Origin of the sequence: Leptospira ellinghausenii (assembly GCF_003114815.1) — a bacterium.
GTDB classification, from domain to species: Bacteria; Spirochaetota; Leptospiria; order Leptospirales; family Leptospiraceae; genus Leptospira_A; species Leptospira_A ellinghausenii.
This window is the reverse complement of the sequence record NZ_BFAZ01000010.1, coordinates 112,891-126,840: the sequence shown is the minus strand read 5'-3', so window position 1 is coordinate 126,840 and position 13,950 is coordinate 112,891. Positions and strand designations below refer to the sequence as shown.

Genomic DNA, 13,950 nt, shown 5'->3' with positions numbered 1-13,950 from the left:
GAGAATGATATCTGTGTAAAGTAAGAAATATGGCTAAAGAAATTGTTTTGTTTGTTCTCTTTTCTGTTGTACATCTACTTGCGATCGTTACGATCTCAAAGGAAGATGTTTTTTATCTACCTTCCAAAATTGTCCCAATCTTAATCTTGATTGTAGCATTGTTTCGTTCGTTTCCCACATTGGAAAAACGAGGGAAATTGGTAGCAGTAGGACTTGTTTTTTCTCTATTTGGAGATAGTTTTTTGGCCATCCCAAAAGAAGGATACTTTGTCCCAGGGCTTGGCTCATTTCTCATTGCCCAATTGATTTATTCGTATGCATTCACCATTGATTCCAAAATCAAACCGGTCCTTGCCATTCCATTTTTATTATTTGGATGTTCTTTCTTTATGGTCCTTGTTCCGAAACTCGGAGCTCTAACCATCCCTGTCGGATTTTATATCTCTGCCATTTGCCTTATGGGTTGGCGGGCAGCTGCAAGGAATTCCATCACAAAACCATTTTATTTGGGTCTCCTTGGTGCACTGGTTTTTATCCTATCGGACTCCATTATCGCATATTCAATGTTTCTCAACCGTGAAATGGACCGATCCGTTGCTTCTCTTGGAATTATGATCACGTATTATCTTGCACAACTACTCATATATGCTGCAACAAAGACAGAAGAGTTAGATGTTCAATCAGTGAAAAATACTTGATTCGCTTCGCTCAAACGAGTATCGTATTTATGGTTTTACAAAACCAGGGAAAGGGATTATGAAATCGCTAAAAAAAACATCCTTTATTGAAGCAGTAGCAGCTGCGATTGAACATGAGGTTCAATGTTTCAATTTTTATCTTAAACTATCTGAAAGTTTGCCTGAAGGTCAAATTAGAGAACTTTTCAGCCAACTTGCGTTAGATGGTGATGAGCACATCAAATACATCAAAGACATTTATAAAAGTGCAGAGGGGAAAGAACTTCCTAACCTCAAACAACTTTCGGAGATTGAAAAATTCCATTCATCCACCATCCAAAAGATAATGGATCGTTTGGACCGAAACAAAAATGCGGAAGTCAAAGCTGACGAAAAGAAGGCAATTGAACTTGCCATTCGCGAAGGGGAAGATGCACGTAATTTTTATGCGACCGTACGTGGGAAATTCCAAGATCCAAAAATCAATTTATTGTTTCAAAAATTAGCAAATTTTAATGAATCCAATAATTCACTTTTGGAAGCCCAAGCAATGGCGATGGAACAGTCCACTCCAGCAGACCAAGTTTTTTATTGGGAAGATGAAGATTTACTCGCACAGGTAAACCAACCTTCGAAGTCACAAGGGAAGTCAAAACCAAGTGCGAAACCAAATACTTCGGCAAAGGCAAAACCAACATCCAAACCTGTTGCTAAACCACAAAACAAAGTGAAGGCGAAAAAAGCTGTGAAAAAGGCCGCAAAACCAGTAGCTAAAAAAGCCAAACCAAAGGCAAAACCAGCAAAGAAAAAAGGTAAGAAAAAATAGTGAAATACCAAGTTACCCATACATTCCCAGTTCCCTTAGATAAACTTTTGCATGCAAGAGAAGAGAGATACAAACACCTAGACCAGTTTCCGGATCTAAAGAATGTGACGTTACTCGAAGAAAAAAAAGAAGGGAACCTCATCCACCAAAAACGAAAGGTGAGTTTAGAAGGATCAATGCCTGCCGTTTTATCGGCGGCACTGAATGATCTTTCTTTGTTAGAAGAGTCTACCTTTGATACCACAACCAACACACATGAATTTAAAATTGCCCCACCTGGCAAAGATAATGTATTTGTGATTAAAGGGAAAAGTAAGTACGAGGCAAGTGGATCTGATTCCAAACGTTCTTATGATGTGGATGTGGTTTCTAGTTTGCTCTTTGTTTCTCCGATTGTGGAAAAAGCGATCGAAGAAATTCACAAACATAGTTTGGAGAAGGACAGAAAATCCATCGCCAAATTTCTAGGGGTTGAATCCTAAGGAAGAAGTGAAAACTTCTTCCCCGTCTTTCCTTCGTTCTGTATTAGAACTCAATTTGACGATCCTCATTATGGGGAACGTCACTTTGTTTGCCAAACTCCTCCCTTTTCCTGCGGTTACCATTATCTCTGGTCGTGCTTTGTTTTCTGTATTGATATTGGGGTTATTTTTTATCCTAAGGCGTAAGCCGATAAACTACCAAAGTTTTAAACACTTTAGTTATGTATTTGGAATTGGAATTTTGTTTGCCTTACATTGGGTAACATACTTCCACTCCATCCAAGTTTCCACAGTGGCCGTTGGGATGTTGTCTCTATTTACTTACCCAGTATTTTCTGCAATCCTCGAACCAATATTAGGTGGAAATAAACCAGAACCATTTGCTTTATTTTTGGCCTCTTTTTCACTATTTGGATTATTTCTCATCGTGCCCGATCTTTCTTGGGACAACCAAATGTTCCAAGGTGTGGTTTGGGGTGTTGTTTCAGCTGTTTTATATGCAATCCGAAACTTGCTAACAAAAGAGATGCATGTCCATTACCCAAGTTCTCAAATTTTATTCACCCAACTTTTAGCTACTTCCTTGGTTTTACTACCCTTTGCCGATGGACTTATCCCTATGCTTGCAGAACCGAAGTATCTCCTCTTCCAAGTGATCCTTGCGGGAATTTTTACATCCCTTGCCCATACCATTTGGATTCGCAGTTTGTCAAATTTATCTGTGACTACGGCGGGAACATTGTCCACATTAAGCCCAATTTACGGGAGTTTGGCGGCATGGTATTTTTTAGGGGAAGTTCCGCCCGATAGACTTTGGCTCGGTGGAGGGGTGATTTTGTTTTGTGCTGTGATGGAAGTGTTTCGGAAACAGAATGAGTCTCGGATACGGGAAAAAGAGAAACTTGTGTAGAGATTTATTCTTTTTAGGGATAGGTTTCAGTGAAATTGGTTAATCATTTATTTTCTTGTTATGCGTCAATAGGGGAAAAATAGGAGAAATTATGAAATACGCTATTAAATGTATTATCAAAATTGTTCTTATACTTCAAAGTAATATAATACTCTCACAGAATATAAATTTAAATTTCGCTGAATCAATTTTAAATCAATTACCTGAATATATATTCAATGATGTTAAGGAATCAATTGTAATTGTTAGTGTAAAGAATCAAGAGAAAACAGATTCAGAAAATGTTCTTTCTAGGCAACTCGGGGTAGGATTTATATTCAATTTAGATGGACTCATCATTATTAATCGCTATGCACTTCGTAAGTTTAATTCCGATTTTGAAATTACCTTCGCAGACGGAAGAAAAATTCCTGGCAAACTTGTAGGTATAGACGAAAAGAATAATCTCGCAATCTTAAAAGTTGCAAATAATGTGATTTTAAAACCTATTCGCTTCAGTAATGATTCAAAATTGAAAATTGGGCAATTTCTAATTTTAATTACTCATAATCAGAAAGATAAATCTGTAAATGCTTTAACATCCATCTCAAAAATCAATATTAGTGATGAAATTTATCCTCAAAATGAATATTCAACTAAGGAAAGCCTTTTGATCTCATCGAGATCAAGAATTATTCCAGATCCAGGTTTACTATTTAATATTAAAGGCGAGTTTGTAGGCTTTTCATATTTTTATTTTGAAGACGACATTTATACAAACAAATTTGCTATGGCGAATTATATTTTAGATTTAAATTCATTAGTAAATGCGATACTTGAAAAAGAAGAAGGAAAATAGTTTAATTGCGTGATTTTTTCTACATTTTTACGGCTGTATAACAGCACCTTGCCGTTTCGGCACTCGGCCTGTGGCAAATTTCCCTTCTGTCACTCGTTTGCATCCGCAAACTTCATGTTAGTCCCTAACTTCCCATTCCGGAACTAAGGGTCAGCCTACGTCATTTTGGCTTGTTTGTTATGCGCCATAGCAAAAAAACTTTCCTAAAAACTGGGGAAAATTTTAAATTAAATTATGAAAAATGTTTTTATCTTTGATATGGATGGAGTTATCCTAGATAGCGAAAAAATTTATTTAGACATGAATCAAAAATGGTTTCATGAGATGGGATTTAATTTACCGATTCATATTCATCAGAAATATGTAGGTATTTCTGCAAAAATATTTTGGAATTTTTTAAAATCAGAATTCAATCTCCCTGAAGAAATTGATCATTACATTCAACTAGAAAAGGAAATGAAATTTAATACACTTTCCAGTTTAGAATTAAAGCCTACTATCTACCTTATAGAATATTTAAATTTCTTAAAAAGTAAAAATTATAAAATCGCTCTTGCCTCATCATCTTTACGTAAAAATATTAACTTGATCTTAAATAAACTTAACATCACAAATTATTTCGATTTCATTATAAGTGGCGAAGAAGTCACCCTAGGAAAACCTAATCCAGAGATCTTCTTAAAAGTTTCTCAATTTTTTAATTGTAACATAAATAATTGTGTCGTCATAGAAGATAGTACAAACGGAATTAAAGCTGCAAAAGCAGCTAATATGTTTTGCATCGGTTTTTTTAATCCAAATTCAGGAAATCAAGATCTATCCCTAGCGGATATCGTTATTGATAATTTTAAAGATAAAAAAATTTACGAATTTTAGTGATTGATATATTTTGCTTCGGACGTACCAATATCGACATTGCGTATATAGTAATTTGGTTTGAAGCTGGATTTCTTTATCATTTATTAAGTTTTTTTGGTACTATTTTTGATTTCTAACCTTGAAAATATTCGATTTGTATGTATCCAGTTGTAATCTTAGTTGTTGTATTCATACTGTGGATGTAAAGTTTGATCTGCGTTGTTTTGATTCTTTTTAGGTAGGAAGGCAATTGTCCCGCGCCACCGATGGTAGCGGAAATCCTTTCGCAAGGCGAAAGATTGCAGCGGACAGCGGGATCGCCTAATGGAAAGAATACGAAATTCTCATCCATTGGCGAGGCGCCCCCAAATTTTGGAAGGTTCTTTTTTGTTATTCGTGAAGGTGGTGGATCACTCGGACAAGTTTGTCCTGCACTTCTTTGGCGATGGTTTCCAGTTCGGAATTTTGGACGAGTTTAGTCATCGTCATGGGATCAAAAATGGATACTTTGATTTCTCCGTTTTTTTCTTCTGTCACGACCACATTACATGGTAACAACATTCCAATTTCGTCGGCAGTTTGTAGGGCTCTGTGCGCAAAACTAGGGTTACATGCACCGAGGATGGTATAACGTTTGAAATCAACGTTAATTTTGTCTTTTAAGGTTTGTTTGACATCAATGGTAGTCAAAACTCCAAACCCTTCTTTTTTTAACGCTTCCGTTGTATCGTTTATGGTTTCTTCAAAACTTTTTTTTCTGTGAACGGTTAACCCTAACATAAATCCTCCGAAATCCTATACCCCATAGGGTATAGGAGAAGTGGGAAGTTGCAAGAGCTTTTTTTAAATTTTTAAGGAGAAGTTTCTTTTTTCGGGAGTTTTTGCATTTCTTCTACACTGGGAAGTTGGTTCGAAGTATGCCTAATTTCGCCCGAAGCATTCAATAGAAAGTATTGAGGGAGTTGGTCCGTTTTCAGTGAGGCAAAACGATCATCCAAAATGAGGGTTTGGAATTCATTATCGCGAGGAGTGAAATTGAGCAGGACATAAGTGCCAAGGTCAGGTTTTCCTTCCCCACATTCCAATCCCTTTAACATTTCACAACGCGACTTTGTGACTGATAATAAAATGAGTTTCCCTTCTCTGGAAGCTTGCCCAAACGCAAATGATTTATTATGGCCCCAATGGATTTCTTCACTTGCCATTTGGTTGATTTTGATATAACCAAAAACCAGAAGTAAAATAAAGAGTGGCATAGCTAAAAAACCAACGAGGTAAAAAACGCGAGAATATTTCTGCATACAAACCTATGGAATGGAACTGACTGATTCCCGCCAAGTTCAATTTTTAACCTCTCCCATTCCTAAATCATTAAAAAAAACTACACCTTCTTCTTCCCATTCCTATTCTGGTTCAAAGAGAGAATCCTTAGGAGCATTTAATGGAGATTTGGTACACAGAAAAATTGGAATTAGAAAAAGGGCGAGCCGTCAGTTACCGAGTAACAAAGACAATCGAAAGCCTACAATCTCCGTTCCAAAAAATTGATATATTTGAAACACAATCATTCGGTCGTATGTTCACTTTAGATGGTGTAACAATGGTTACAAATAAAGACGAACATTCTTATCATGAGATGATTGCACATATCCCTATGATGAGTCATCCCAATCCAGAATCTGTTCTTGTGATTGGAGGAGGAGATGGGGGAACGGTTCGTGAAGTATTAAAACACCCATCTGTCAAAGAAGTTGTTTTGTGTGAGATTGACAAAGCAGTTGTCGACATCAGTTACAAATACTTTCCAGAATGTGCAGATGCCATGAAAGATCCGAAAGTCATTCACCATTACGATGATGGAGCCAAATTTGCAAGAGACAACAAAGGTCGTTTTGATGTGATCCTTGTGGATTCCAGTGACCCCGTGGGCCCTGCAGAAGTTTTGTTTAAGGAGCCATTTTTTCGTGATATGGCAAGTGCCTTAAAACCTACTGGGATCATTGCCACTCAAGCAGAATCGTTTTGGTACCATGGAGATGTGATCACTTCACTCTTTGAATTCATTCCGAAAATTTTCCCTGAGTATGGATACTATTACACAACCATTCCCACTTACCCATCTGGAATCATTGGGTTTACTTTTTTATCCAATGCAATTGATCCGTATTCGGTCACACCAGATCCAAAACGAGTTCCAAAAGGACTTAAGTACTATAGCCCTGAAATCCACAAAGCTGCGTTTGTCTTACCTGAGTTTGCAAAAGCTTATATCAAACGAAAAGGTTAAAACTTTGTGAAATTTCGATTCGTTTCCAATTTCATTTTTTGTTTTTCTCTTTTGGGGAGTACAAATCTATTATTTGCACAAGAAACAAAAGCAACAGAGATGGAATTGGAAGCCGAATCGTATGAAGAACGAGGTTATCCGAAAAAAGCAAACCTCATCCGAGAAAAAATCAAACGGATACGAAAGGAAAATTTTCAATCCAAAGAGTACGAATCAGTTTATCTCCCACCTAACCAAAATTTACCAACCACGAAGAACGGCTCACTTGAATTTATGAATGGGAATTGGGAATTTGGGTTTCGTTTTTTAAGCCAAAACGCAGGATTTCGTTCCGGCAAGGAATGGGCGTTAGATGATGGAAGAGTTGCGTTCCAAGCAGGCACTCCTTATTTTCCTAGGTCCCCCATGGGATACCAAAATATCCGCACACTTCCTTACCAATTGGAATGGGAAGATACAAGAAAAAATTCAGATACTTTTTCTCCAAGGATTTCCTACCAACATAGTTCCAAAAAATGGGGTATGGAATATGTATATATGCAGTTTAATACCACGAGAAACTTTTTTTCGATGGGGGACATTGCAGGTTTCCAATTAGGATTCCAAACGGATCGATTTTATAGCGCAGACCATAAATTATCTGTATTAGTTCATGATGAATATTCGCATAACAAGAGATTTGTGTGGGAATTTGGATTTCGAATGGGATCATTAAATACAAATTCATCTCAAAATTCACAATCATTGGGGCAAACAGGACTTTTCCGAGATAAAATCCAATATGTGGCTCCGAGTACAGGTTTTAAATTTGTGCATCAGTTTTTTGAAAATTATTCCTATGAATTGGGTGGTGATTTGTTTTTTACCCCTGTTGGGAGTTTAAAGTACAGAAGGGATAGTTTGACAAGTAGTGGAGGAATTAGCCGATTTGGGGGTGAACGAACCACAACAGATGAAGTGTATTCTTTATTCTCAGAAAAACGAATTCTAACGACGATTGTTGGTTTGAATCTCAATGCCCAATTGAATTGGGTTCCCTTTCCGAATCATAAATTCCATCTGGGTTTACAAGCCATACAATACAATTGGCGTGCCAATGAATCGCAAGCACCAGGACTTCGTGCCTTAAACCAAGAGTCTTACCTAGCCGGTGTTAGGGATTATTTTGTGAGTTCTGCGTATTATGAAGCAGATGGAGGCAAGGGTCGTCCAATGAGATCCTATGGTATTTCGAATTTGTATTTTGGGTATACTTATGTTTACTAAACGATTCCTTTATTGTCTATGTTTGTTATTGTCTCTCTTTGGGTTTTTGCAGTGTGGAATTTCGTTGCGAGTGTACCGAGTTTTTCCAAATGAAAGGGAATATGATTTTGTAAAAAAAATGGATCATATTGTCATCCAGGTCAAACAAGAAAATCGAAGGCAAATGGCAGTGTATGATCCCTATTTTTTTGATTCCGAAGCCTTACAAAATGAATACGGCCCATTATCCTATCTCATCCGAAAAGAACTTTCCATCCGAGAGTCACGGTACCCATTACTTGTAGAAAGAGGGGGTTCTATATCTGTAGAAGAATTCCAATTAGTATCTTTGGATCGGTGTTCTAGAAATTTAACATATGTTCGGTTGAAGGCAAAAATCCAAATCCGAGGTTATGCCGAAGAAGAAATTAATTATTATGATGAAATTGATTCGAAGGTTACTAACTGTTTTTTAACAGGGAGTATCATCACTGTTGTACCTCTTTTGTGGTATGTGCCTTATAATGGATTTCGCGGGAACCGCGAAGACCAATTAAACCAATTGGGCCGAAATGCGTTGACAGAACTATTTACCCAATTAGAAATACGTTCTGGTTACACTGAAAAATCCACCGAATCACAAAAGTTAGAGGATCAAAAAATCATTCCCAAACAAACACCCACCAAACAAGAGCCAGTGGATCCAAAGTTAAAGGAAATTTTAGATAGTTTATGAAACGATATGGATTCATCTTGTTTTTGGGGTTTATGGTATTTTTTTCCAATTGTTATTCCTTGGAAAAACCATATAATTATGGGAATCCTTACCATCCAAGCCCTGAATTTACAGAAGATGATCCTCAATTTGAAGAAGGGGAACCAATTTGGATTTTGGACCAAACGGGGAATTGGGTTTTTTCACTTCCCTCCAAATTGGTATTATGGAATCTCAAAGCAGATAACCATTATATTTCAAAAGAAACCAAAGAATACTTAATCCGTTACATCAAAGAAAACAACTTAAGAGATGTTAAAGTCCGTTTTAACCAGTATGCTCCTCTATCGGAATGGCGTAGACTTCCTAAAAACAAAAACATTAATCCAGTAATCCGATATTTTTTTGGATCCATTTCTCTCCTTGCCTATACGTTTTTGCCAGGTAGATTATTCGCAGGTACTATCGGTGGTGATCATTATAATTCTTTTACCAATACTATCAACGTCTACTCTGACTTACCACCAGTCGTGATCCATGAAGGTGGGCATGCAAAGGATTTTTCACAAAGAGAAAAAAGGACTTTGTATGCAGTTGTTTATGCCATTCCAGTTGTTGGAGCTCTTTACCATGAGGCCAAAGCTTCTGACGATGCATTAAATTATTTTGCAGAGAAAGAAGACACGGCTCAATTAAACTCATCTTATGAATTGTTAACACCTGCTTACTCTACGTATGTGGGTGGAGCCATCGGAGATGTGGTAGTGAACCCATTAACGGCTGTCGCTGTTATCCCTGGCCATATCTATGGTCGTTATAAAAAAAGAGAAATCCCTCTCGAATTAGAAAAGCGAAAACAAAAGAAAAAACTTAAGGAATCAAAATCCATTCCATGACTTCATTTTTAACAAAATTCCATTCCCGAAGAGACAATTTACGATCCCTATTATGCATCGGAATGGATCCTGAATTGGAAAAATTACCAAAACCCTGTTTGGATTCAAAATCACCTCTTGTGTTTTTTGCAGAAACCATCGTTCGATACACCCATCCTTATGCAGTCTCTTGGAAACCCAACATTGCCTTTTTTGAACGGCTTGGTGCAGAGGGTTATTTTGCGCTAGAACATACAGTTCACTTAATGAAGGAAATTTCCCCAGAAGTTCCCATTGTGATGGATGCCAAACGTGGGGACCTTGCGAATACGGCAAAAGAGTATGCAAAGTATTTTTTCCAAACCTTAAAGGTGGATGCCCTCACAGTGAATCCCTATATGGGTCGAGATAGCCTTATTCCCTATTTAGATTTGGGTGGGTATCTATTTGTTTTAGGGTTAACCTCAAATCCAAGTTCATCTGATTTTCAAAAACTAAGGATTGGGTCCAGCGATTTGTACGTATACGAAGAGGTGAGTGACCAAATGGCGCGTCTGGCAGAATCTTATCCTGGACAATTGGGTTTAGTTGTCGGTGGTACCCATCCCTCTGAAATTGAATCCTTACGTGACCGTCACCCTGAGTTATGTTTTCTCATCCCTGGTTTCGGAGCACAAGGTGGTGATTTAGAAGCCATTATCAAAGCAAGTGGCAAAGAAGCTCTTATCAATTCATCACGTGGGATCACCATGAGTACGGTTGCTGAAAATTTTGGAGAAGTTTCTAAAAAGAAATCGGAAGAAGTACATTTGCTGATGAACCAACTCTTTTCTTAACGGTCTAATCACCATTAGGAAATCAAGTGAAAGAAACATTAGCAATTGTCGGAACTGGAATCGCAGGTTTAGGTTCAGTTCACTTTTTAAAAAACGATTTTGAATTAACCATTTTTGATCATGCCGATTATATCGGCGGACATACCAATACAGTCATGGTAGAAGAAGATGGGATCCAAATTCCCATTGATACTGGGTTTATTGTATTCAACCATGTTACTTATCCCAATTTATTACGTTTATTCCAAACCTTAAATGTACCGACCAAAAAATCGGATATGTCATTCAGTGTACAATATGATCCCACCAAACTGGAGTTTTGTGGATCTGGGCTCTCTGGTTTATTTGCACAGAAAAAAAATCTCTTCCGTCCTCGTTACTTAAAAATGTTACTCGAGATTAATCGATTTAATACGGAAGCACCGAAAATTTTAGATAACCCAACATACGATGATTGGAATTTGGGCCGTTATATGGAAACCTTTGGGTATGGAAAAGACATTCTCAATTATTATCTGGTTCCCATGAGTTCGGCTGTTTGGTCTACTCCGCCTGATTTGATGTTGGAATTTCCTGCTAAATCACTCATTCGATTTTTTTACAACCATGGGTTTTTGGGCTTAAGTACACAACACCAGTGGTATACAGTTGATGGAGGATCCAAAGAATATGTAAAACGAATCGTTCCTCCCATCCAAGACCGATTCCGATTGAATACACCTGTGCTTGCCGTGAACCGTTTGCCGAACGGAAAAGTGGAACTTGTGTTGCCGGAAGGGAAAAAGGAAGTGTTTGACAAAGTCCTTCTTGCGACACATGGACATATTTCCGCAAAATTACTAGGGAATCCAACAAAACTCGAAAAAGAATTACTCCCTCTCTACAAATACCAACACAATACAGCCACATTACATACTGATGATTCTGACATGCCATCCATCAAATCTTGTTGGTCGAGTTGGAATTATAAAATCACAGAATCAAACAGTGGAAAATTGGAACCATACACCATCTATTGGATGAATCGTTTGCAAAATGTTTCCAAAAAGAAGAATTATTTTGTAACAATCAATGATCCTGGACGTGTAAAAGAAAGCCATACGATCAAAAAAATTGATTATGAACATCCATTGTTTTCGGTCGAAGCGTCTCTTGGTCAAAATCGTTTGCCCATGTTAAATGAAGATGGGCCAATTTATTATGCAGGTGCTTATTTTAGATATGGATTCCATGAAGATGGATTTTTGTCTGCAGTGAATGTATCAAAAAGTATTTTAAAAAGAGACCCATGGACTTAAATTCCTGTATGTATGAAGCGGACGTATTTCATATGCGTACCGCTCCCACTCAAAACAAATTCCAGTATAAAATATTTAATTTTTATTTGGATTTGGAAGAAATTGATAACTTGGCGAAGTCTAGTTTATTGTTTTCCAGGAATCGGTGGAATCTGTTTTCCTTTTATGACAAAGACCATCTACAATTCGGAAAAGAATCCATTTATGAAAATGTTAAAACGTTTTTAGAAGCTTCAGGTGTCAAAGGGCCAATTGGTAAAATTTTTCTCTTAACCAATCTAAGAGTTCTGGGTTATGTATTCAATCCTGTTAGTTTTTACTTTTGTTTTGGTGGATCGGGGGAACCACTTGTTGCCATAGCAGAAGTAGGGAATACTTTCGGGGAAATCAAACCATACATTGGTACATTCCAAAAAGGGAAGGGAACCATTGCAGATCCCGAGGTATACATACGAGAACCAAAGAACTTTTATGTCTCACCATTTATCCCTTTAGATTCCGAATTTGAATTTCGACTGAATGTACCCAATGAAAAATTACAGATCGGAGTCGACTCTTATGAGGCTGGGAAACGAATTTTGATTACGTCCTTTATAGGAAAAAAAATTCGCTTTAGATCGAAATACTTATTAAAACTTTTCATCCAATTTCCAATTATTACCGTCAAAATAATAACATTGATTCATTGGCAAGCATTCAAGTTGTGGATCAAAAAAATCCCTTACATAAAGAAACACCAAAACTTAGAGAAACAAACAGGAGTTCCCCTTGGAAAAATCAGCGAACCAGTCCCTTTTACAAGAAACGATTGATTCAGAGCTTTTTAGTGAACTAAAGGATAAGTCGGTTACCGAACAATATCCTATTTACAGGAAAATATTTTTTAAAGCCATGAGTTCCATGAAACGTGGATCCCTTCGAATGATTCTCCCAAATGGAGAACAAGTGATATTGGGTGATACCAACAGTAAATATGAACCAAAGTTTCACTCGGCACTGATCCATGTTAAAAATCCTGTATTCTTCAAAAAATCAGTGTTACATGGTGACATTGGATTTTCCGAATCATATTTAACTGGAGATTGGGATACAGATTCCATTGAGAATGTTATTTCATGGTTCATATTAAATGTGGACGAAGCTCCTAATTTATCTGGAGCTAAGAAAAAACTATTCCATTTGGATTTATTCAATTTGGGGAATAAATTCTTACATTTCCTCCGAAGGAATACCCTAACTGGAAGTAAAAAGAATATTGTGGAACATTATGATTTGGGAAATAGTTTTTATAAGTTATTTCTTGATCCAACAATGACATATAGTTCTGCTTATTTTGAATCTCTCGATCAGTCACTTGAAGAAGCACAAACGATCAAAGTTGATAAACTTTGCCAAAAGTTAAAATTAAACCCGAAAGATCATTTATTGGAAATTGGAAGTGGATGGGGATTTTTATCCATACACGCAGCAAAAAACTACGGATGTAAAGTAACTACTGTTACATTATCTGAGGAACAATACAAATTTGCAAAGGAAAGGATTGAAAAAGAAGGTTTATCCGACAAAATTGAAATTCGAATCCAAGATTATCGTAAAATTGAAGGTAAATTTACAAAATTAGTATCTGTAGAGATGTTAGAAGCTGTGGGGGATGCATTTTACGAAACCTTCTTCCAAAAATGCCAAGATTTACTCACACAAGATGGAATCATGGCCTTACAAGTGATCACTTGCCCGGATGCTAGGTTCACTTCTTTTAAAAAGGGAATTGATTTTATCCAAAAACATATCTTCCCAGGATCACTTCTCCCATCTATAGGCCGAATGAACCAAGCCATTAACCGAACTGGTGACATGTATCTTCACAATTTAGAAGATATGGGACTCAGTTATGCAAAAACACTTCGCTTGTGGTTAAAAGCATTTGAAGAAAACCTAACAGAAGTAAGAAACCAAGGGTATAGCGAAACATTTATCCGAAAGTGGAGATACTATTTAGCATATTGTGCAGCTGCCTTCCAAATGCGAAATATCAGCGTAGTACAATCTGTCTATGTTAGACCCAACAATTTAAATATCTAAAACAAAAACAATCCCAATGGA

General features: G+C 37.0%; 16 protein-coding genes. 14 read left to right on the top strand and 2 right to left on the bottom strand.

The features are described 5' to 3' along the window. Nucleotides 1-29: 29 nt before the first annotated feature. The 6 genes from DI076_RS17480 (at nucleotide 30) to DI076_RS17455 (ending at nucleotide 4,609) form a co-directional block, all read left to right on the top strand. Nucleotides 30-698 carry a lysoplasmalogenase gene (locus DI076_RS17480; RefSeq protein WP_108961136.1) on the top strand — a complete coding sequence of 223 codons (669 nt, stop codon included), beginning with the start codon at nucleotides 30-32 and terminating at the stop codon, nucleotides 696-698. A gap of 58 nt (nucleotides 699-756) precedes the next feature. Next, the gene (locus DI076_RS17475) at nucleotides 757-1,503 is read left to right on the top strand and encodes a ferritin-like domain-containing protein (RefSeq protein WP_108961135.1); all 747 of its coding nucleotides are present in this window, start codon (nucleotides 757-759) and stop codon (nucleotides 1,501-1,503) included. Beyond that, nucleotides 1,503-1,985, top strand: a complete 483-nt coding sequence (locus DI076_RS17470; RefSeq protein WP_100715933.1) for a DUF2505 family protein — start codon at nucleotides 1,503-1,505, stop codon at nucleotides 1,983-1,985. The genes DI076_RS17475 and DI076_RS17470 overlap by 1 nt, the downstream gene beginning before the upstream one ends. Before the next feature lie 7 nt (nucleotides 1,986-1,992). Continuing rightward, entirely contained in the window at nucleotides 1,993-2,895 is a 903-nt protein-coding gene (locus tag DI076_RS17465; RefSeq protein ID WP_369689775.1) for a DMT family transporter, read from the top strand. 91 nt (nucleotides 2,896-2,986) lie between these two features. After that, a complete protein-coding gene (locus tag DI076_RS17460; RefSeq protein ID WP_108961134.1) occupies nucleotides 2,987-3,733 on the top strand; it encodes a trypsin-like peptidase domain-containing protein in 747 nt (248 codons plus the stop codon). Between the two features lie 234 nt (nucleotides 3,734-3,967). After that, nucleotides 3,968-4,609 (top strand): HAD family hydrolase, encoded by a 642-nt coding sequence (locus tag DI076_RS17455; protein WP_108961133.1) that lies wholly within the window; start codon nucleotides 3,968-3,970, stop codon nucleotides 4,607-4,609. 372 nt (nucleotides 4,610-4,981) lie between these two features. On the opposite strand, the gene DI076_RS17450 is transcribed toward DI076_RS17455, so the two are convergent. Next, nucleotides 4,982-5,371 carry a DUF302 domain-containing protein gene (locus tag DI076_RS17450; RefSeq protein ID WP_100715931.1) on the bottom strand — a complete coding sequence of 130 codons (390 nt, stop codon included), beginning with the start codon at nucleotides 5,369-5,371 and terminating at the stop codon, nucleotides 4,982-4,984. Nucleotides 5,372-5,442: 71 nt separating this feature from the next. Continuing rightward, nucleotides 5,443-5,892 (bottom strand): hypothetical protein, encoded by a 450-nt coding sequence (locus tag DI076_RS17445; RefSeq protein WP_108961132.1) that lies wholly within the window; start codon nucleotides 5,890-5,892, stop codon nucleotides 5,443-5,445. A gap of 140 nt (nucleotides 5,893-6,032) precedes the next feature. Between DI076_RS17445 and speE the strand changes: the two genes are divergently transcribed. Genes speE through DI076_RS17405 form a run of 8 tightly spaced genes read left to right on the top strand, consistent with a single transcriptional unit; the run spans nucleotide 6,033 to nucleotide 13,929 of the window. Next, nucleotides 6,033-6,878 carry a polyamine aminopropyltransferase gene (speE, locus tag DI076_RS17440; protein ID WP_100727913.1) on the top strand — a complete coding sequence of 282 codons (846 nt, stop codon included), beginning with the start codon at nucleotides 6,033-6,035 and terminating at the stop codon, nucleotides 6,876-6,878. A 6-nt stretch (nucleotides 6,879-6,884) separates the two neighbouring features. Beyond that, on the top strand, nucleotides 6,885-8,144 hold the full coding sequence (locus DI076_RS17435; RefSeq protein ID WP_108961131.1) for a hypothetical protein: 1,260 nt from the start codon (nucleotides 6,885-6,887) through the stop codon (nucleotides 8,142-8,144). Next, entirely contained in the window at nucleotides 8,134-8,859 is a 726-nt protein-coding gene (locus tag DI076_RS17430) for a hypothetical protein (RefSeq protein ID WP_108961130.1), read from the top strand. Before DI076_RS17435 ends, DI076_RS17430 begins: the two co-directional genes overlap by 11 nt. Next, nucleotides 8,856-9,734: a hypothetical protein gene (locus DI076_RS17425; protein ID WP_108961129.1), complete on the top strand. Its 879-nt coding sequence runs from the start codon at nucleotides 8,856-8,858 to the stop codon at nucleotides 9,732-9,734. The genes DI076_RS17430 and DI076_RS17425 overlap by 4 nt, the downstream gene beginning before the upstream one ends. After that, entirely contained in the window at nucleotides 9,731-10,549 is an 819-nt protein-coding gene (gene pyrF / locus DI076_RS17420; protein ID WP_108961128.1) for an orotidine-5'-phosphate decarboxylase, read from the top strand. The genes DI076_RS17425 and pyrF overlap by 4 nt, the downstream gene beginning before the upstream one ends. 26 nt (nucleotides 10,550-10,575) lie before the next feature. Beyond that, nucleotides 10,576-11,847, top strand: coding sequence for an NAD(P)/FAD-dependent oxidoreductase (locus DI076_RS17415; protein WP_108961127.1), 1,272 nt, complete (start codon nucleotides 10,576-10,578; stop codon nucleotides 11,845-11,847). An 8-nt stretch (nucleotides 11,848-11,855) separates the two neighbouring features. Beyond that, nucleotides 11,856-12,659 carry a DUF1365 domain-containing protein gene (locus DI076_RS17410; RefSeq protein ID WP_108961280.1) on the top strand — a complete coding sequence of 268 codons (804 nt, stop codon included), beginning with the start codon at nucleotides 11,856-11,858 and terminating at the stop codon, nucleotides 12,657-12,659. Then, nucleotides 12,616-13,929: an SAM-dependent methyltransferase gene (locus DI076_RS17405; RefSeq protein WP_174705098.1), complete on the top strand. Its 1,314-nt coding sequence runs from the start codon at nucleotides 12,616-12,618 to the stop codon at nucleotides 13,927-13,929. Before DI076_RS17410 ends, DI076_RS17405 begins: the two co-directional genes overlap by 44 nt. Nucleotides 13,930-13,950: the final 21 nt, after the last annotated feature.

Bases quoted from the DNA above. Each gene is read 5' to 3' on its own strand.
- DI076_RS17455 (WP_108961133.1), top strand. From the start codon at position 3,968: ATGAAAAATGTTTTTATCTTTGATATGGATGGAGTTATCCTAGATAGC.
- DI076_RS17445 (WP_108961132.1), bottom strand. From the start codon at position 5,892: ATGCAGAAATATTCTCGCGTTTTTTACCTCGTTGGTTTTTTAGCTATG.
- DI076_RS17450 (WP_100715931.1), bottom strand. From the start codon at position 5,371: ATGTTAGGGTTAACCGTTCACAGAAAAAAAAGTTTTGAAGAAACCATA.
- DI076_RS17475 (WP_108961135.1), top strand. From the start codon at position 757: ATGAAATCGCTAAAAAAAACATCCTTTATTGAAGCAGTAGCAGCTGCG.
- DI076_RS17460 (WP_108961134.1), top strand. From the start codon at position 2,987: ATGAAATACGCTATTAAATGTATTATCAAAATTGTTCTTATACTTCAA.
- DI076_RS17430 (WP_108961130.1), top strand. From the start codon at position 8,134: ATGTTTACTAAACGATTCCTTTATTGTCTATGTTTGTTATTGTCTCTC.
- DI076_RS17425 (WP_108961129.1), top strand. From the start codon at position 8,856: ATGAAACGATATGGATTCATCTTGTTTTTGGGGTTTATGGTATTTTTT.
- pyrF (WP_108961128.1), top strand. From the start codon at position 9,731: ATGACTTCATTTTTAACAAAATTCCATTCCCGAAGAGACAATTTACGA.
- DI076_RS17410 (WP_108961280.1), top strand. From the start codon at position 11,856: ATGTATGAAGCGGACGTATTTCATATGCGTACCGCTCCCACTCAAAAC.
- speE (WP_100727913.1), top strand. From the start codon at position 6,033: ATGGAGATTTGGTACACAGAAAAATTGGAATTAGAAAAAGGGCGAGCC.
- DI076_RS17480 (WP_108961136.1), top strand. From the start codon at position 30: ATGGCTAAAGAAATTGTTTTGTTTGTTCTCTTTTCTGTTGTACATCTA.